General features: G+C 61.5%; 17 protein-coding genes. 9 read left to right on the top strand and 8 right to left on the bottom strand.

The features are described from left to right. The first annotated feature begins 10 nt into the window (after positions 1-10). From arnT to arnF, 3 genes are read left to right on the top strand one after another with little or no spacing between them, the layout of a single operon-like run. A complete protein-coding gene (gene arnT / locus AACR93_RS10580; protein ID WP_043850736.1) occupies positions 11-1,654 on the top strand; it encodes a lipid IV(A) 4-amino-4-deoxy-L-arabinosyltransferase in 1,644 nt (547 codons plus the stop codon). Beyond that, positions 1,654-1,998 (top strand): EamA family transporter, encoded by a 345-nt coding sequence (locus tag AACR93_RS10575; protein WP_043850735.1) that lies wholly within the window; start codon positions 1,654-1,656, stop codon positions 1,996-1,998. The genes arnT and AACR93_RS10575 overlap by 1 nt, the downstream gene beginning before the upstream one ends. Then, positions 1,995-2,402, top strand: a complete 408-nt coding sequence (gene arnF, locus AACR93_RS10570; protein ID WP_043850734.1) for a 4-amino-4-deoxy-L-arabinose-phosphoundecaprenol flippase subunit ArnF — start codon at positions 1,995-1,997, stop codon at positions 2,400-2,402. Before AACR93_RS10575 ends, arnF begins: the two co-directional genes overlap by 4 nt. A 72-nt stretch (positions 2,403-2,474) precedes the next feature. On the opposite strand, the gene AACR93_RS10565 is transcribed toward arnF, so the two are convergent. The 7 genes from AACR93_RS10565 to yqhD all read right to left on the bottom strand — a co-directional run bounded on the left by AACR93_RS10565 (position 2,475) and on the right by yqhD (position 12,557). Further along, a complete protein-coding gene (locus tag AACR93_RS10565) occupies positions 2,475-3,803 on the bottom strand; it encodes a CoA-disulfide reductase (RefSeq protein ID WP_043850733.1) in 1,329 nt (442 codons plus the stop codon). A 79-nt stretch (positions 3,804-3,882) separates the two neighbouring features. Continuing rightward, positions 3,883-5,283, bottom strand: a complete 1,401-nt coding sequence (locus AACR93_RS10560; protein WP_042031893.1) for an L-cystine transporter — start codon at positions 5,281-5,283, stop codon at positions 3,883-3,885. A gap of 135 nt (positions 5,284-5,418) precedes the next feature. Beyond that, positions 5,419-6,705, bottom strand: a complete 1,287-nt coding sequence (locus AACR93_RS10555) for an L-cysteine desulfidase family protein (RefSeq protein WP_043850732.1) — start codon at positions 6,703-6,705, stop codon at positions 5,419-5,421. 280 nt (positions 6,706-6,985) lie between these two features. Next, complete coding sequence (locus tag AACR93_RS10550) at positions 6,986-7,765, bottom strand: substrate-binding periplasmic protein (RefSeq protein WP_043850731.1); 780 nt, start codon at positions 7,763-7,765, stop codon at positions 6,986-6,988. A gap of 98 nt (positions 7,766-7,863) precedes the next feature. After that, positions 7,864-9,348, bottom strand: a complete 1,485-nt coding sequence (gene pntB, locus AACR93_RS10545; protein ID WP_041209536.1) for a Re/Si-specific NAD(P)(+) transhydrogenase subunit beta — start codon at positions 9,346-9,348, stop codon at positions 7,864-7,866. An 11-nt stretch (positions 9,349-9,359) separates the two neighbouring features. Then, positions 9,360-10,886 (bottom strand): Re/Si-specific NAD(P)(+) transhydrogenase subunit alpha, encoded by a 1,527-nt coding sequence (pntA, locus tag AACR93_RS10540; RefSeq protein WP_042031897.1) that lies wholly within the window; start codon positions 10,884-10,886, stop codon positions 9,360-9,362. Between the two features lie 507 nt (positions 10,887-11,393). Next, positions 11,394-12,557, bottom strand: a complete 1,164-nt coding sequence (gene yqhD / locus AACR93_RS10535; RefSeq protein ID WP_043850730.1) for an alcohol dehydrogenase — start codon at positions 12,555-12,557, stop codon at positions 11,394-11,396. Between the two features lie 157 nt (positions 12,558-12,714). Here yqhD and AACR93_RS10530 point away from each other — a divergent pair, with 157 nt between their 5' ends. From AACR93_RS10530 to AACR93_RS10505, 6 genes are all read left to right on the top strand, one after another. Further along, a complete protein-coding gene (locus tag AACR93_RS10530; RefSeq protein ID WP_043850729.1) occupies positions 12,715-13,617 on the top strand; it encodes an AraC family transcriptional regulator in 903 nt (300 codons plus the stop codon). Positions 13,618-13,634: 17 nt separating this feature from the next. Continuing rightward, positions 13,635-14,147 (top strand): lipocalin family protein, encoded by a 513-nt coding sequence (locus AACR93_RS10525; protein ID WP_043850728.1) that lies wholly within the window; start codon positions 13,635-13,637, stop codon positions 14,145-14,147. A 412-nt stretch (positions 14,148-14,559) separates the two neighbouring features. After that, entirely contained in the window at positions 14,560-15,255 is a 696-nt protein-coding gene (locus tag AACR93_RS10520; RefSeq protein ID WP_043850727.1) for a DUF969 domain-containing protein, read from the top strand. Then, complete coding sequence (locus AACR93_RS10515) at positions 15,255-16,178, top strand: DUF979 domain-containing protein (RefSeq protein ID WP_043850726.1); 924 nt, start codon at positions 15,255-15,257, stop codon at positions 16,176-16,178. The genes AACR93_RS10520 and AACR93_RS10515 overlap by 1 nt, the downstream gene beginning before the upstream one ends. A gap of 17 nt (positions 16,179-16,195) precedes the next feature. Further along, positions 16,196-16,840 carry a pyroglutamyl-peptidase I gene (gene pcp / locus AACR93_RS10510; protein ID WP_043850725.1) on the top strand — a complete coding sequence of 215 codons (645 nt, stop codon included), beginning with the start codon at positions 16,196-16,198 and terminating at the stop codon, positions 16,838-16,840. Next, complete coding sequence (locus AACR93_RS10505; RefSeq protein ID WP_043850724.1) at positions 16,837-17,301, top strand: gamma-glutamylcyclotransferase family protein; 465 nt, start codon at positions 16,837-16,839, stop codon at positions 17,299-17,301. Before pcp ends, AACR93_RS10505 begins: the two co-directional genes overlap by 4 nt. A gap of 65 nt (positions 17,302-17,366) precedes the next feature. On the opposite strand, the gene AACR93_RS10500 is transcribed toward AACR93_RS10505, so the two are convergent. Next, entirely contained in the window at positions 17,367-19,259 is a 1,893-nt protein-coding gene (locus AACR93_RS10500) for a methyl-accepting chemotaxis protein (protein ID WP_043850723.1), read from the bottom strand. Between the last annotated feature and the right edge of the window lie 93 nt (positions 19,260-19,352).

Genomic DNA, 19,352 nt, shown 5'->3' with positions numbered 1-19,352 from the left:
CGAGGATCTCATGAAGATGACCCGATGGGCCCTGCCCCTTTTCTTTCTGCTCTTTTACCTGCTGCCACTCAACCAGCGGATGCTGTGGAGCCCGGACGAAAACCGTTACGCCGAGATCAGCCGGGAGATGGTCACCACGGGTGACTGGGTAGTGCCCCACTTCCTCGGCCTGCGCTACTTCGAGAAACCCATCGCCGGTTACTGGTTCAACAGCCTCAGCCAGCTGATGTTCGGCGAGAGCAACTTTGCCGTCCGCTTCGCCTCGGCCGCCTCGACCGGGCTGAGCGCGTTGCTGGTCTTCTGGTTTACCCTCCAGCTCTGGCAGTGCCGGCGCAAGGCGTGGTTCGCCAGCCTCATCTATCTCTCGACCCTGATTGTCTACGGCATCGGCACCTACAGCGTACTGGATGCCATGGTGACCCTCTGGCTCAACGCCGCCATGGTGAGCTTCTACCTCATCCGGCAGGAGGGGCCGCCCGGCCGCAGGATGGCGGGCTATCTGCTGTTTGGTCTCGCCTGCGGCATGGGCTTTCTCACCAAGGGGTTTATCGCGCTAGCGGTGCCGGTAATCGTACTTGTCCCATATATGCTGACCCGGGGGCGCCTGCTCGAACTGGTGCGCTTCGGACCGCTGGCCATCCTGAGCGCCGCCCTGCTGGCCGCCCCCTGGGCCATCGCCATTCATCAGCGGGAGCCGGACTACTGGCACTACTTCTTCTGGATTGAGCACATCCAGCGCTTCGCCTCGGAAGATGCCCAGCACAAGTCCCCCTTCTGGTACTACCTGCCGATGGGACTGCTCGGCACCCTACCCTGGCTGGGGCTGCTGCCGGGCGCACTGAAGCAGGGGTGGCAGGAGCGCAAGGTCGGCCCGCAGACTCTCTATCTGCTGGCCTGGCTGGTACTGCCCTTTATCTTCTTCAGCATCGCCAAGGGCAAGCTGCTCACCTATATCCTGCCCTGCTTCGCCCCGCTGGCCATCCTGCTCGCCAACAGCGCGGTCAATGCCCTCAGGGAGGGTCGCGCTCAGCCATTTCGCCTCAACGCCTGGATCAACGGCCTGTTCGGTCTCGTCTGCGTAGGGGTGCTGGCGGTACTGGCCTTCTCGCCACAACATGCGGTCTACGGCCGCTACGAGATGGGCAAGCTGGCCATTGCCATGGCGATCTTCGCCAGCTGGTCGCTGCTCGGCTTAATCCAGCTGGTGGCTCCCGTCCGCAGCTGGCAGCTGAGCGCCCTCTGCCCCATGGTGCTGGCCGTAGCCCTGCCGCTGGCACTGCCGTTATCGCTGGTGGACTCCAAACTGCCGGAGCACTTCATCAAGGCCAACCGGGAGATCCTGATGGAATCCCACACCCTGCTGGCCAACGAGGTGGGCACCGCCTCCTCCATCGCCTGGGAGACCAAACGCAGTGAGGTCAACCTGTTCGACAGCATGGGCGAGCTGAGATATGGCCTTGGCTATCCGCAGGGCAAGGGGCGCTATGTCACGCAAGAGGAGTTCCCGAACTGGCTGGCACAGGCTCGCCAGGAGGGGCAGGTCGCCCTGCTGCTGCGCACCGACGATGACGAGCAGATCGCCGCGCTGCCCCCGGCAGACAAGACCATTCGCAGCCACCGCTTCACCCTGCTCGTCTACCACGGGAATCGCTGATGGATATCCTGCTCCTCCTGCTGGTCAGCCTCCTCACCAGTGCGGGCCAGATGCTGCAAAAGCAGGCGGTCATCAGCTGGCAACGCATACCGCAAGGCCACTGGCAGAAGCTCGCCTCTCCCTGGTTGCTGGGGAGCATTGCAGCCCTTGGCTGCGGCATGCTGCTCTGGATCTATCTGCTGCAACGGCTGCCGCTGAGCATGGCCTACCCCATGCTCAGCCTCAATCTGGTGCTGGTGCTGCTCGGCTCGCGCCTCTTTTTCCGCGAGCCGGTGAGCTGCCGCAACTGGCTGGGGGCTGCCGCCATCATTGTCGGCGCCCTGCTGCTGGGAGGTCTGTTATGAAGGGTTATCTCTACGTGTTGGGCAGCATAGTGCTGGTGACAGTGGCGCAGCTCTGCATGAAGTGGGGGGCGATAAGCCTCCCTGAGTGGCAAGCCGATCCCGCCGTGATGCTGGCTCACCCCCTGCCGCTCCTCACCATCGCCATCGGCATCCTCTGCTACGGGCTGTCGCTGCTCTGCTGGCTGGCGGCACTGCACTCGACGCCGCTCAATATCGCCTACCCGCTGCTCAGCACCAGTTACGGGCTGGTCTATCTGCTGGCGGTGAGCATGCCGGCCTTTGCCGAACCGCTGGTGGCGAGCAAGGCGGCAGGCGTTGCGCTTATCTTCTTCGGCGCCGTGCTGGTCGGCAGCAAACCGGCGACAGGCAAGCCGGTGCGGCAAGATCCCCCTGCCAATCCCTGAGGCAGTTTTAAGCAAAAAGAAGAGGCGGCACCCTGTGCCGCCTCTTCTCATTTTCCGCCTGACCAGCGCCTGTTACTTCGCGACGTTGCCCGCCACGTTCAGGGCATCCCAGGTGCGGGAAAAGGGGGGCGCATAGGCAAAGTCCAGCATGCCTAGCTGCTCGGTGGTTACCCCCATGGTGATGGCAACCGCCAGCGCGTCGATGCGGTGTACCGCCCCCTTGCGACCGAGGATCTGGCCGCCCAGCAGCCGCTTGCTGCCCGCCTCGTAGACCAGCTTGACGTGAATGTCGGACTGACCCGGGCAGTAGTTGGTGTGGCACTTGTCCTTGATCACCACGGTGCGATAGTCGATCCCCATCGCCTTGGCTTCCTGCTCGGAGAGACCGGTACGGCCCGCCTCCAGCCCCAGCACCTTGAGCGCCGCAGAGCCGAGGGTGCCCGGGAACTCCTGCTCGGCCCCGGCCAGGTTCTCGCCCACCATGCGCCCCAGCTTGTTGGCTATGGTAGCGAGCGGCACATAGACCTGCAGCTGCTTCACGCTATGCCAGACGCTGGCGCAATCACCGGCCGACCAGACATTGGCCAGCGAGCTGCGCCCTTGGCGATCCACCTTGATGGCGCCGTTGCCGAGTCGCTCGATGCCGGTATCGGCCAGAAACTCGGTGTTGGGCTTGACCCCGGTGCAGACCACCACGATATCGGCCTCGTACTCGCCCTGGCTGGTTCGCACGCCGGTCACCCGGCCATCCCCCAGCAGCGCTTCAACCCGCTCGCCAAGATGGAGGGAGACTCCCTGCTCGCGCAGTTCTGTTTCGATATGCTGGGTGATCTCGCCATCAAACGCATCGGGGATGACCCGATCCGCCAGCTCGATGAGACGCACCTCCTTGCCCTGATGAACCAGCGCCTCGACCACCTCCAGCCCGATAAAGCCGGAACCGATCACCACGGCGCGGCGATTGTTCTTGTCTTGTACCGCCGTTTTCAGCGCCAGTCCGTCGGCCATCCGGCGCAGACCGAATACCCCCTCCTGCTGCAAGCCAGGGATGGGGGGCATCACTTCGCGGGCACCGGTGGCGATCATCAGCCGATCGTAGCGGTCGGTGAAGGTGTCGCCGTTGTGCTCGACCATCAGCGTCTGCGCGGCAGCATCCAGACTCAGCACCCGGTGGCCAATCTTGACCTCGATCCCCTTGGCAGCGAACTGCTCCGGGGTGAACTCGGCCATGTAGCCGGGCTCCTGAAACTCGTCGCCGACGAAGTAGGGCAGGCCGCAGGCACCGAAGGAGATCACCTCGGATGCCTCATACACCACGATTTCGGCATCGATGGCCAACCGGCGCGCCTTGGCGGCCGCACTCATACCGGCGGCTTCGCCACCGATGATCACGATTCTCATAGTTGCTCCTGTCAATGACGCAGGGAGGGCATGCCCTCCCTGTGGTTGATGGCGGGAAGGTTGCCCCTCCCGCAGCGGATCAGATGGTGGACTCTTCGCCGTCCAGACTCACTTCGTGATCGCTGTTGAATACGTTCATGTCGGTCTCCCCCAGCAGGCGGCTGGTGACCGTGCCCGCGGTGATGGAGCCGGAGACGTTCAGCGCGGTACGGCCCATGTCGATCAGCGGCTCGATGGAGATGAGCAGACCGGCCAGCGCCACCGGGAAGTCCAGCGCGGAGAGCACGATCAGCGCGGCAAAAGTAGCGCCGCCGCCAATGCCGGCCACTCCGAAGGAGCTGACGGTGATGATGGCGATCAGAGTCATGATGAAGCTCGGATCCATCGGGTTGACCCCGACAGTCGGTGCAATCATCACAGCCAGCATGGCCGGATAGATACCGGCACAGCCGTTCTGGCCGATGGTGGAACCGAAGGAGGCGGCGAAGTTGGCGATCCCCTCCGGAATGCCCAGCGACTTGGTCTGGGTCTGCACGTTCATCGGGATGGACCCCGCACTGGTACGGGAGGTGAAGGCAAACGCCAGCACCGGCGTGATCTTCTTGAGGAAGCGAGCCGGGTTGATGCCGACCATGCCGACCAGCAGCAGGTGCACGGCGAACATAATGGCAATGGCGCCGTAAGAGGCCATCACGAAGCTGAGCAGATTGATGATGTCAGCGTAGTTGGAACCGGATACCACCTTGGTCATCAGGGCCAGCACGCCAAACGGGGTCAGGCGCAGCACCAGGGTCACCATCCGCATCACGATGGCGTGGGCCACGGCGATGAAGTGGCTGAAGCTGGCGAAGATCTCCGGCTTCTTGCGGGCAATACCGGTAGCCGACAGACCGATGAAGATGGAGAAGATCACCACGGCGATGGTAGAGGTCTTGCGACCGCCGGTCATGTCGAGGAAGGGGTTGGCCGGAATGAACTCCAGCACCATCTTGGCAAAGGACATGCTCTCGACGCTGCCGAGGGTGCTCTGCAGCGCCGCACCACGAGCGCTTTCCGCAGCACCGGCAGTGAGCCCTTCCGCAGTCAGACCAAACAGGTTGGACATCAGGATGCCAGCCCCTGCCGCGATAGCGGTGGTGAAGATCAGCACGCCGATGGTCATGGCGCTGATCTTGCCAAGGGCGGTACCGCCGTTGAGCTTGAGGATGGCGCTGATGATGGAGACCATGATGAGCGGGATGATGATCATCTGCAGCAGCTTCACATAGCCGCTACCGACGATATCGAGATAGTCGATGGTCTGGCCAATCACCGCAGAACCCGCTCCGTAGAGCAGCTGCAGGGCGGCCCCGAACAGGATACCCAGCCCCAGACCGGCAAACACCCGGCGGGTGAAGCTCACATGTTTTTGCTGCAACCGATAGAGGAAGAACAGCAAGAAGGCCGCAATGGCCAGATTACCGATAACGCTAAGTGTCATGAGATGACCCCCCAAAAAGCGGGCAATGCCCGGGAAACAAGAGCAAGCACGACGCATGCCCTGGCAACCGTGTCGGACGGCCTGACCCGTCACGACATAAACAAGGGGGTCTGAGCCCCCTTTGTTTCTACAAACTTATGGCTTCTGCTGTTTCGCTCGCATGATGTTGATGATCTCGATATCTGTATCCAGCATCCCCTCTTTGGAGAGGCGGCCCAGATTGGCGATGGTCTGGTCCACATCGTCGGAGACGATCCCCTCGCTCTGGGGCACATGCAGGTTGTTGATAGCCATCAGCGAGGATTTCACCGCCGCCGAGGTCGAGGTCGAGACCTTCATGGAGCAGGCGCTGCCGGCGCCGTCACAGATGATGCCGGAGACATCGCCAATCATGTTGTTGATGCAGTGGCTGATCTGCTCGAACTGGCCGCCCAGCAGCCAGGTGATGGCCGAGCCGGAGCCCATGGCAGCGGTGCTGGCGGCGCAGAGGGCCGACAGCTTGTTCTGATAGGTCTTGATGTAGATGGCCACCAGATGGCTCATCACCAGCGCCCGGGTCAGCTGCTCGTCGCTCGCCTTGAGGAAGCGGGCCGCCGCGACCACCGGCATGGTGGCGGCAATACCCTGATTGCCGGAGCCGGAGTTGGACATGGCGGGCAGCATGGCGCCATCCATCCGCGCATCGGAAGCTGCGGAGGAGAGGCGCATCGCCAGCGTCATCAGGTCATCGGAGAGCAGCTTGCGTTCCACCTGCTCGGTGAGGATCTTGCCGATGCGCAGGCCATAGCCCTGCAACCCCTCGTCCGCCAGCGCCTGATTCATGGTGGCGGCTTCGCGGATGAAGTCGATCTCCGCCAGCGGTACCTGCAGGGCAAAATCGACGATCTCGCGCAAGGTCATGGCAGGCTTGCTGGAAGGGGCAGGCTGGATCTGCACGCCGGGAGCGTTGTCCTGCTGCATCAGCAGCTCGCCATCCTTCTCCATCAGGATGATGCGGGTGTGGTCGGTACAGATCACCACCCGGGCGCTGTGACCCTCCACCTCGGCCAGCACCTCGGCGTAGAGCACGTCCGGCACATCCTTCACGTCCACCTTGATGGCGGGCAGCAGCGCCTTGGCGGCTTCCACCTGATCTGACGTGAGAGTCTTGAGCACCTCCAGCCCGGCATCCGGGTTGCCCCCTGTGATGCCGACCGCAGCGGCCACCGGCAGACCGATCATGCCGGTGCCCGGCACCCCGACCCCCATGCCGTTCTTGAACAGGTTGCCGCTGACCCAGACGCTGATACGGGTCGGATCCTGCCCCAGCAGCTTGCGGCAGTTGGCCGCAGCCAGGGCGACCGACATCGGCTCGGTGCAGCCAAGGGCCGGCACCACTTCACGCTTGAGCAGGGTAATAAAGTCGGTCCATTGTGCTTTCATCTGTGCAATCTCATCTTGGTGGCGCAATGCCTGTCATCGCCACAGGCAACAGCATGGCAAAAAAGGGTGACCCGGGGTCAGCATCAATTCGGGGCGCGCCGCAACGGCGTCGCGAGAGAGGTAGCCGCCTGATGGCAGCTCCATGCAAATCAACTGAATTTGATTCTAATATCAATAAAATCAAATTAAGTTGCGCAATATCGCTTTTTTCAGCGCCATTATGCCCGTCTTTTAACAAAGTGCGACAAATTGTGAGGCAACGCACAGAGGGCGGGCCCGCCTAGAGGTGATAGCGGGCCAGCAGCTGCTTGTAGGCGGGGGTTTGCTTGAACTGTTTCAGAGCGGCAGAGAAACGGATAGCCAGCTGATCGTGGCCGGGTTTGTGGGTAAATCCGAGAAAGTTGCGGCTATCGTCGGTCAACATATAGGAGCCGTGGCTCACCTGATCCTGCAGCCCCTGGGTGTGCAACAGATAGCGCCCGACCAGCTCGTTGAGCACCACCCCGTCCAGCCTGCCCGCCATCATCAGGTGGAGCTGCTTGACGGCATTCCCCTCCCCCGTCATCGGCACCCGGATCACCCCGGTATCGGTCAGAAAGGATTTGCTGTAGGCGTAATCGGCCTGAATGCCGACCCGTAACCCCTTGAGGTCGGCCAGCCGGGCAACGTGGAGCGGGCGATCCACCGGATAGAAGAGCACCTCGCCACTGTAGGAGAGCGGCTCCTCGGGATAGTAGAGCCAGCTCTTGCGGGCTTCGGCAAAGAAGATATCGATCACCGCATCTCCTTCGCGCAGCATCGCCTGCTGCAATACCCGCTTCCAGGGGAGCACCCTGATTTCGGTGCGATAGCCAAGCTGCTGCAGCACGGCACAAGCCAGATCGAGATCGGCCCCCACCAATCGACCACCATCATCACGCATCACGTAGGGTGGCCACAGCTCGGTCAGCAGCGTCAGGGTCGGCGGCTCGTCCGCCGCCATGGCCGAACCAGTACCAAACAGGGAGGCCAGCAACCAGCCGTACAACCCGATCCTTCGCCAACCCTGACACCACATCATGGAGATCCCTCATGGTCCGTATGGATTGAGGATATACAAGGGATGGGCAATAAAAAAGGAGGCCGAAGCCTCCTTGATATCCCATCTCTGAATGGCACTTACAGTGCTTTCAGGATTGCCTCGACGCTGGCCTTGGCATCGCCAAACAGCATCTGGGTATTCTCTTTGAAGAACAGCGGGTTCTGGACACCGGCATAGCCAGTGTTCATAGAGCGCTTGAAGCCGATGACGTTCTGCGCTTTCCACACTTCCAGCACCGGCATGCCGGCGATCGGGCTGCCCGGATCTTCCATCGCGGCCGGGTTGACGGTGTCGTTGGCACCGATCACCAGCACGGTGTCGGTATCGGCGAAGTCCTCGTTGATCTCGTCCATTTCCAGAACTATGTCATACGGTACTTTCGCTTCCGCCAGCAGCACGTTCATGTGGCCAGGCAGACGACCGGCAACCGGGTGAATACCGAAGCGCACCTTGACGCCGCGGTCACGCAGCTTCTGGGTGATCTCGGCAACCGGATACTGAGCCTGTGCCACCGCCATACCGTAGCCCGGGGTGATGATGACGGAGCTGGAGTTCTTCAGCAGGTCAGCCACTTCCTCGGCGCTGGTTTCGCGGTATTCGCCCATCTCCTGATCAGCCGTGGAGGCCACGCCATCGGAGCCGAAGCCACCGGCGATCACGGAGATGAAGGAGCGGTTCATCGCCTTGCACATGATGTAAGAGAGGATGGCACCGGAGGAACCCACCAGCGCACCGGTGACGATCAGCAGGTCATTGGAGAGCATGAAGCCCGCCGCTGCCGCCGCCCAACCGGAGTAGGAGTTCAGCATGGAGACCACGACCGGCATGTCGGCACCACCGATGGAGGCAACCAGATGCCAGCCAAAGGCGAAGGCGATCAGGGTCATCACCAGCAGAGCGAAGGTGGAGCCACCAGCGTTGACGAAGTAGACCATCAGCGCCAGAGACGCGACCACGGCCAGCAGGTTCAGCTTGTGGCGGTGCGGCAGCATCAGCGGCTTGGAGGAGATGAGACCACGCAGCTTGCCGAACGCCACCACGGAACCGGTGAAGGTCACGGCACCGATGAAGACGCCGAGGAAGATCTCGACCAGGTGGATGTTCAGCATGGCGCCGGTCAGGTGCTCGACCTGGGCAACGCTGGCTGCCTGCTCGAACGCCGCACGGGCGGCGGCCAGAGTGGCATCCAGGTTGGAACCGACGGAGACAACCACTTCAGCCGGTGCGGAGGGGTGCAGATCGATGAAGCTGTTGAAGCCCACCAGCACTGCCGCCATACCCACGAAGCTGTGCAGCACGGCCACCAACTCGGGCATCTCGGTCATCTCGACCTTGAGCGCCAGACGCACGCCGATGGCACCACCGATCACCATGGCCAGAATGATCCAGTGAACGCCACTGGTCTCCGGGTTGAACACGGTCGCGATCAGGGCGATGGCCATACCCGCGATACCGAACAGGTTGCCATGTTTGGCCGTCTCTTGCTTCGACAGTCCCGCGAGACTGAGGATGAAGAGCACGGCGGCAACGATATAGGATGCTGTTACCAGTCCTTGAGACACGTTAAACCCCCTTAATCCTTACGGAACATCTTCAGCATGCGCTGAGTGACGGTGAAGCCGCCGAAGATGTTGATACTGGCAATCAGCACGGCGATGAAGGCCAATGCGGTAACCAGAGTCGACCCTTGCCCGATCTGCAGCAGGGCACCGACCACGATAATGCCGGAGATGGCATTGGTGACCGACATCAGCGGCGTGTGCAGGGCGTGAGAGACGTTCCACACCACGTAGTAACCGACCACACAGGCCAGGATGAATACGGTGAAGTGGGAGAGGAAGGCTGCCGGGGCAACGGAGGCGATCCAGCCGAAGGCGGCGATGCCGAGAGCACCGAACACGAACTTCTTGTTGGAGGGCTTGGCCTCTTCCTTCTTGGCTGCCGGTTTGGCGGCGGCCGGTTTCTGCGGGGCCGCAGAGACGGAGATAGCGGGCGGCGGGAAGGTCACTTCACCGGCCTGGATCACCGTCATGTTGCGCTGAACCACGTCTTCGAAGTCGATGGCAACGTTGCCGTCCTTCTCCTTGCACATCAGCTTCATCAGGTTGACCAGGTTGGTACCGTAGAGCTGGGAGGATTGGGCAGGCAGACGACCCGGCAGATCGGTGTAACCAATCACCTTGACGCCGTTGGCGGTGACATGCAGTTCGCCCGGCACTGTGTATTCACAGTTGCCGCCGGCCTGAGCGGCCATGTCCACGATGACGGAACCCGGCTTCATGCTGTCGACCATCTCTTTGGTGATCAGCTTCGGAGCCGGCTTGCCCGGGATCAGGGCGGTGGTGATGATGATGTCCACCTCTTTGGCCTGCTGGGCAAACAGCTCCATCTCGGCCTTGATGAACTCTTCGCTCATCACTTTGGCGTAACCATCGGAGGAGGAACCATCCTCACCGCCGAAGTCGAGCTTGAGGAACTCGCCCCCCATGGACTCGATCTGCTCGGCCACTTCCAGACGGGTATCGAAGGCACGCACGATGGCACCGAGGGAACCGGCAGTACCGATGGCAGCCAGACCGGCTACGCCGGCACCGATCACCAGTACCTTGGCAGGCGGCACTTTACCGGCAGCAGTGATTTGGCCGGTGAAGAAGCGACCGAACTGGTGCGCAGCTTCAACAACGGCACGATAGCCACCGATGTTGGCCATGGAGGAGAGGGCATCGAGGGACTGGGCACGGGAGATCCGCGGCACCATATCCATCGCCATTACATTGATGTTGCGCTCGGACAGCTTCTTGACCAGCTCGGGGTTCTGGGCAGGCCAGATGAAGCTGATCAGAGTGGCGCCATCTTTAATTTGTGCGATCTCGGCATCGGTCGGCGCATTGACCTTGAAGATAAGGTCGGCTTGCCAGACATTCGGCACCACGCTGGCACCGGCAGCCTCGAAGGCGGCATCATCGAAGCTGGCCGACAGGCCTGCGCCGGTCTCGATGGCGACCTCGAAGCCGAGCTTTTTCAGCTGCTCGACGGTAGCCGGGGTCGCTGCGACCCGGGTCTCACCGACGAGACTCTCTCTCGGTATTCCAATCTGCATGACTATTCCCTGATGGTTAATAAACAATCGCTGCCCAGTGTCTCATTTCTGGCGAAACAAGACATGACCAAAGTGCAGGTCTTGGGCTCTTTGTTATGAAAATCAGTAGGCTTTACCTCAACCTCCTGTCATGGTCAGGCCCCCGCTTTTCAGGCGCGAAGGTGATTAGTATCAAATTTTGGAGTTTTATTACAACCGCACGCCCGACAGCACGCGTACAGATTTCAGCCCATCCCCGCCGAGGATTAAAAAAAACAAACCAAATTAGAGGCTTATACCAGTAAAAACGGCTGAAAAAAGTGATCCAACCAGTCAAAAAAAATGTTTCACCGGCTCTCTATCTTAGCGTTTTTTGTTCTTACGAAATGCGCCGGAGCTCTGTACGGCTGCGGCAAAGGCCGAAAAATAACAATTTCACAACAATGACAGGGCCGCACTCCCGCCAGCTGGCAGGAGGCGGCCCTCGATATTCAATCGTTTCGCCGGTTGGCGCCCGATCCGGGGCCTTTACCAGGCAGCTTCATAAATATGCTGACTCTGCACCAGATCGATATCGCCGTGCTCGCCCAGACGGCTCATGCCGTGCTCACCCAGCTTGCCGATCAGGGTATCGATACCCAGATCTTTCAGACCGTAGTCGCGCAGCCGGGTCTTGACCCCCATCCGCTCGAAGAAGTCGCGGGTCGCGGCGATGGCATCGTCGATGCGCTCCGCTTCGCTGCCGCTGCGCAGACCCCATACCCGCTCTGCGTATTGCAGCAGCTTGGCATGCTTCTGTTTGCGCTTGGCCTGCAGCAGGGCGGGCAGCACGGCTGCCAGAGTCTGGGCATGGTCGAGGCCATGCAGGGCGGTCAGCTCGTGACCCAGCATGTGGGTGGCCCAGTCCTGCGGCACACCGGCACCAATCAGGCCGTTCAGCGCCATGGTGGCGCTCCACATGATGTTGGCGCGCACCTCATAGTTGTGCGGCTCGGCCAGCGCCTTGGGGCCCTCTTCAATCAGGGTCAGCAGCAAGCCTTCGGCGAAGCGATCCTGCACCTTGGCGTTGACCGGATAGGTGAGGTACTGCTCCACGATGTGGACGAAAGCATCCACTACCCCGTTTGCCACCTGACGCTCGGGCAGGGTGTAAGTGAGCACCGGATCGAGCACGGCGAAGCGCGGCATCACGAACGGCGAGAAGAAGTGTACCTTGTCGCCACTGCTGCGACGGGTGATGACGGCCCCCATGTTCATTTCGGAACCGGTCGCCGGCAGGGTCAGCACGGAACCGAGCGGGATGGCGGAGCGCACTTCGCTGCCGACGGTCTCGAGAATGTGCCAGGGATCCCTGGCCGGATCGTAGTGCGCGGCAGCGGCGATAAACTTGGTGCCATCGAGCACCGAGCCACCACCAACGGCGAGCAGGAAATCGACCTGCTCGGCACGGGCCAGCTCCACAGCGCCCATCAGGGTCTCGTAGGCCGGGTTGGGCTCGATGCCACCAAATTCAAACAGAGTGAAGCCAGCCAGTTCGCTGCGGATCTGCTCCAGCAGGCCGCTGCGTACCACGCTGCCGCCACCGTAGGTGATCATGACACGGGCATCGCTCGGGAGCTGGTCGCGCAGCTGGGCGATCTGCCCCTGGCCGAACAGGATTTTGGTCGGGGTATGGAGAGTAAAGTTGTTCATCGACATTGCCTTCTTCTGATAGTCAGGGCGGCCTGGCCGCGAAATCGTGATTGCATTTTTCTCCAGAACAACCCTACCATCAAGACAACATCCTGCTTGATTCTTGCCTATTTCTACAAAGCAGCGAAAACCGGAACAGTCGAATCAAAGAGCCCCCATGCAAAACCGTTACAGCGACCTCGCCGCCAGAGTGGCCCGCCACGTCACCACCCCCGGCATCTCCCCGTCCCCGGTGAAACAGGTCAATCTCATCTACACCACCGAGTACCACGGCCGTACTCCGGTGCTCTACCAGCCGCGGATGATCGTGATCCTGCAGGGGCACAAGGTGGGCTATCTGGCGGATCAGGTATTTCGCTACGACCCCAACCACTACCTGCTGATGACCCTGCCGCTGCCCTGCGAGTGCGAGTGTTTCGCCTCCCCCGAACAGCCCCTGATCGGTTTCTCCATCGAGATCGATCTGGTCATCCTGCAGGAGCTGTTGCTTGAGCTGGGCGATGCCCTGCCCGCCCCCGCTCCGCAAAAGAGCGGCGTCCACTCGGTCCCCCTGTCGGAGACCATGTTCTGCGCCGCCGAGCGGCTGATCGAGCTGATGGACAACCCGCTGCACGCCAAGGTGCTGGGGCCGCAGACGGTGCGGGAGATGCTGTTTCACGCCCTCACCGAGGGGGGCGGCCCGGCGTTGCAGGCGCTCGCCAACCGCCACAATCATGTGGGCCAGATTGCCCGGGTGCTGCGTATGATAGAGCAGCGCTACGCCGACAACCTCACCATGGAGGAGCTGGCGCGGGAGGTGAACATGAGCGTCTCCGCTTTTCACCACCACTTCAAGGCAGTCACTGCCACCTCGCCGCTGCAGTACATCAAGTCGTTTCGCCTGCACAAGGCGCGCCTGATGATGTTGCACGACGGCATCAAGGCGGGGGCAGCCGCCGCCAGAGTCGGTTACGAGAGCAACTCCCAGTTCAGCCGGGAGTACAAACGGTTCTTCGGCAGCACGCCGACAGATCAGGCCTCCCGCTTTCGGGATGGCCAGCTTCGCATCATAGAGGGATAACGAGAGAGGGATTACCTATGCGTTCACTGCTTTGTCTGTTTACCGTCTGGCTGCTGACGGCCTGCACCGGCCTCGCCGACGGCATCCGCCCCGTCACCGGCTTCCAGCTCGACCGCTATCTCGGCACCTGGTACGAGATTGCCCGCCTCGACCACGGTTTCGAACGCGGGCTGGAGCAGGTGAGTGCCACCTACAGCCTGCGGGACGATGGCGGCGTCAAGGTGCTCAACCGCGGCAAGCAGAGCGATGGCAGCTGGCGCGAAGCCGAAGGCAAGGCCTACTTCGTCGGCAGCCCTGACGAGGCGCGGCTCAAGGTGAGCTTCTTCGGCCCCTTCTACGGCGGCTACAACGTCATCGATCTCGATCCCGATTACCAGCTCTCGCTGGTGGCCAGCTACAACCACGACTACCTCTGGATCCTCGCCCGCTCACCCAACCCGCCCAAGGCGAAGGTGGATGCGCTGGTCGCCAAGGCGAAATCGCTGGGCTTTGCCACCGACCAGCTTATCTGGGTCAAACAGAGTCATTGACCCCTGCCACCGGTGGCGAAACGCCTTCGCCACCGGCTTGCTTTTCCTTTCCAGTGAATACCCCGCCCCCACCTTCACCGCCATAAAAATACCGCTGGTTGGTTGTTGCCAATATATTGCGAAGCTGCATCAGGCCCTGCCAATAACGCAACAAATAATAGCCATATTGTCAGTTCTGCCTTGCCACACAGGCACCGACAATCATTGCCACAGTTGATTAAGGTGAAACGAAATAGCGTCAAAATAACGGGATTCACCGTTGACCAGAGAGCAATAAACAAACAGCAAAACGTAATTAAAAACCAAACGAATCCCACCAAAGTGATTATTTGTTGCCATCCCCGGAGTCTGGTGATAAACAACTCGGCTACCAAAAATTACACATAAATATTCACTTTAACGAGGTGGCTAATTGGAATGGATTAAACTGAGCGGCATTCTTATTATTTTGTTGGGTTTTTATTTCAAACTCGACACCCTGGCTGTCGTACTGGTGGCCGCCGTCACCACCGCGCTGGTCTCCGGTCTCTCCATGACCGATTGCCTCTCCCTGCTGGGGGAAGCCTTCGTCTCCAACCGCATGGTGACGCTGTTTCTGCTGACCCTGCCGATGATCGGCATCTGTGAACGCTACGGCCTCAAACAGCAGGCAGTCACCCTGATCGAGCGGATCAAGAAGCTCACCCCGGGCAAGTTCATGACCCTCTATATGTTTATCCGCGAACTGGCCGGTCTCTTCTCGGTGCGGGTTCAGGGTCACACCCAATTTATTCGTCCGCTGGTCAACCCAATGACTCAGGCCGCCGCCACCAAGGTGCACGGCAAATTAAGCGAAGAGGACGAGGAATATATCAAGGCACGGGTTTCCGCCACCGAAAACTACGGCAACTTCTTTGCCCAGAATACCTTCGTCGCCTCCGCCGGGGTATTGCTGATCGTCGGTACATTTGAATCTCTTGGATATAGCGTCTCTGCCGTCGATATTGCCAAGGCATCCATGCCAATCGCCATTATCGCCCTGCTGATGGTGGCTATTTCCAATATGTGGTTTGACCGTCAGATGGCCAAGACATATACCGTGAGCAGCAACAAGGAGGAGCAACAATAATGGCGACCCTCATCCCCAACATGCTCGAATTCTTTTATGTGCTGATCGGCGTCATCCTGTTCGGCAGCGCCTGGCGCGTCCTGCGTGACCCCAGCCACCCGGCCAAAATCGGTACCGCCCTGTTCTGGACCATCCTGGGTGTGCTGTTCGCCTTCGGCAGCTATATCCCCAATGTCATCAATGGCGTGCTGATCCTCGCCATGGGGGTCATCACCCTGCTCAAGCAGGTGAAGATCGGCAAGCTGGAGCAGGCGAGCGAGGAGGAGTCCCTGCGCCACGCCAACCGCATCGGCAACCGGATCTTCCTCCCCTGCATCCTGCTGGCCGTGCTGGCGGTGGTGATCGCCCAGTTCACCCCCCTTGGCGGTCAGGTCGGTATCGGTCTGGCGGCGGTCATCGCCTTCGTCATCACGGTACTGCTGACCCGTGCCACCCCCGCTACCGTAGTGGGTGACTCGGATCGGATGATCCAGCAGGTCGGCATCACCGGTATTCTGCCGCAACTGCTGGCCGCCCTCGGGGTGATCTTCAACAAGTCCGGCGTCGGCGATGTCATCTCCCACGGCATCTCTACCGTGGTGCCGGTCGGCAGCCCCTTCGTCGGGGTGGTTGCCTACTGCCTCGGCATGATGGTCTTCACCATGATCATGGGCAACGCCTACGCCGCCTTCACCGTCATCACCGCCGGTATCGGCATCCCCTTCGTCATCGCCCAGGGCGGTGACCCGGTGGTGGCCGGTGCGCTGGCGATGACCGCCGGCTTCTGCGGCACCCTGATGACCCCCATGGCCGCCAACTTCAACGCCCTGCCCGCCGCCCTGCTGGAGATGAAGGATCTCAACAAGGTGATCAAGGTGCAGGTGCCGATGGCGCTGACGCTGGTGCTGATCCATATCGCACTCATGTATTTCTGGGCATTCTGACCATTCGGGAGAAGATGATGAAAGTACTGATTACCGGTTTTGACCCCTTCGGCGGCGAGCCCATCAACCCGGCATGGGAGGCGGTCAAGCGCCTGCCAGAGACCATTCTGGACGCCACCGTGATCAAGGCGCAGATCCCCACCGTCTTTGGCAAGTCAGCCACCCTGCTGGCGGAGCTGATGCGCCAGCACCAGCCTGACGTGGTGATCAACGTCGGTCAGGCGGGTGGCCGCTTCGCCATTACCCCGGAGCGGGTCGCCATCAACGTCGACGATGCCCGCATCCCCGACAACGAGCAGCAGCAGCCCATCGACGAAGTGATTCAGGCCGATGGCGCACCGGCCTACTTCTCCCGTCTGCCCCTCAAGGGAATGGTGCAGCGCATCAAGGAGAACGGCATTCCGGCGGCGGTTTCCAACACCGCCGGCACCTTCGTCTGCAACCACATCATGTACCAGCTGCACTACCTGATCGAGAAAGAGTTCCCGGCGGTGCGCGGCGGCTTTATCCACGTTCCCTACATCACCGAGCAGGTAGCGGACAAGGTTAACCAGCCCTGCCTCGCCATGAGCGAGATTACCCGCGCTCTGGCACTGGCCATCGAGGCGGTGGTGCTGCAGCAGGATGGCGATATCAAGGTCGTGGGCGGCGAGATCTCATGAGCCTTTGCCAGCCACGCCCGCTGTTCGTCTACGGCAGCCTGATGGACGGGCTGTTCAACTACCGCCGCTATCTGGCTCACCATGTGAGCCAGACGCCGCTGCGCGCCCGGGTGCGCGGCGCCCTCTATCACCTGCAGCACAAGGGTTACCCCGCCCTGCTGCAGGGGGATGACTGGGTCTATGGCGAGCTGTTTGTGCTGGACGACTTCCCTGCCGCCATCGCGGCCCTCGACGAGATGGAGAACTTCCACGGCGAGGATGATCCTCAGAGCGAATATCTGCGCCAGCTCATCGAGGTGGAGATCTTCGACCCGGCGCAGGGGCGTTATGTCGGCCAGCAGCAGGCCTACCACTACCGCTACGTGGTGCAGCACGATCCCAAGTGGCAGCAGGGCAAGCACTACCTGCCCGACGGCAACTGGCGTGCCTTCCATCTGGCGCAGCTGGAGAGCGCCGCCTGACGGTCAGCGACAATAACAAAGGGCAGCCCGCGGGCTGCCCTTTTTCATGGAGGATGGCCTGAGGATCAGAGCCGGAAACGGCCGATCTCCTGCTCCAGACGCTCGGTCAGCGCCTTCAGCTCGGCCGCCTGCGCCGCCTCCTGATTGGCCTGCTCGGCCAGCTCTTGCGAGACATGGCGGATATTCTCGGTGTTGCGGCTGATCTCGCTGGTCACCGAGGTCTGCTCTTCGGCCGCCGCCGCGATCTGGGTCGCCATGTCGCTGATGGAGCCGATCGCCTCGTTGATCCGCGCCAGACTCTGGTTGGCGGACTCCGCATCCTCGACGCTGGTGCCCGCCAGCTGGCGACTGGTCTCCATGCCGCCCACGGCGCGGCGGGTGGTCTGCTGCAAGGTCTCGATCATCTGCTGGATCTCGTCGGTGGAGTCGTGGGTGCGGCGCGACAGCACCCGCACCTCATCCGCCACCACCGCGAAGCCGCGCCCCTGCTCACCGGCCCGCGCCGCCTCGATGGCCGCGTTGAGTGCCAGCAGGTTGGTCTGCTCGGCAATGCCGCTGATGGTGGCCAGAATGCCGCTGATCTTCTGGGCGTGGGCATCCAGCTCGTTGATGATCTGGCTGGCATCAGCCACCTCGTCCGCCAGCCCGGTGATGCTGCGCTGGCTCTGACCGACCTGCGATTGGCCGGCGACAGCCAGCTTGACCGCCTCGCCGGAGGTGGTAGCGGCAAACTCGGCGTTGCCGGCGATCTCCTGGGTGGCGGAGGCCATCTCGGTCACCGCGGTCGCTACCATCACGATCTCGTCCTGCTGCTGACGCACCCGCTGGCTGCGGGAGTGGGCGCCGGCTGCCTGAGCACGGGACTGGGCCGCCAGCTCGACGGTGACGTCGCGCAGCCGGCTGACAATGCCGTGCAGCCGCGCCACGAACTGGTTGAAGTTGCGCGCCAGCTGACCTACCTCATCCTGACTGCGGGTGTCGATATGGACGGTGAGATCCCCCTCGCCGTGAGCGATGTCGTGCAGCGCACCGGCCACCCGGCCCAGATCGGCAAACAGATACTTGAACATGGCGGTGAGCAGGGCGCTGAACACCAGCATCAGCGCAAGCGTCAGCCCCACCAGCTGCCACAGCAGGGAGGCGAGCGGCGCCTCCAGCACGTCGCGATACATCACCATGGCCAGCAGCCAGTCGGTGCCCGGCACCGGCTGTACCGCCAGCAGCACGTCGCGCCCGTCGAGGGTAGCGGCATGCAGCTCGTTGTTCTCGCGGCCCCACTGCTGGAAGGTGGCCGCCGACAGATCGGGAGAGAGCTCGCCAATCTGCTTGAGCGCCAGCTCCTTGTTGGGGTGACCGACGATGAGGCCGCTGCTGTCGAGCAGCATGGCGTACCCCTCGCCCTGCACCTGCATCGCCAGCACCTCGTCGATCAGCTTGTCGAGCGCCAGATTGGCCCCCACGGCGCCTACCAGCTCGCCCTGATGGCGCACCGGCTCGGAGAGAGTGACCACCAGCTTCTGCATGGTGACGCTGACATAGGGGGCGGTGACGATCAGCTGTCCCGCCTTCACCGCATCCTGATACCAGGGGCGTTCGCGCGGGTCATAGTTGCCGGTGTTGAGGGAAGGATCCTGGCGGGTCATCACCCCCTGAGTCGAACCAAAGTAGGTGAGGCCGAAGCCGCCCGAGGTATAGGCCTGCTTCAGGTGCGGCACCAGCTCGGCCTGCGGGTTGTCGGCGATCAGGTTCACCAGCGCGTGCACCGTGTTCTTGCGATCCGCCATCCAGTCGCCGATGGCGACCGAGTAGGCGTGACCATAGTTGACCGCCTCGCTCTGGATGGCGCTCATGGTGCGGGATTTGAGGGTGTGAAAGGCAACGATGCCGAGCAGTGATGCCATCAGCAGCACCACCCCCAGACTGGTTGCCAGCAGCTTGCCGCGCAAAGAGAGGGTCATGACGACAGATCCTTGTTGTTGTGACGAAGCAGGGAAAGACCCTGATGTAATAGAGGCTATCGGCCACTCTCTGAACAGACTTTAGTGAATCTG

Origin of the sequence: Aeromonas sp. L_1B5_3, assembly GCF_963866575.1 — a bacterium.
GTDB classification, from domain to species: domain Bacteria; phylum Pseudomonadota; class Gammaproteobacteria; order Enterobacterales; family Aeromonadaceae; genus Aeromonas; species Aeromonas jandaei.
Note: the sequence above shows the minus strand (reverse complement) of the source record. Positions and strands in the feature narration are given on the sequence as shown.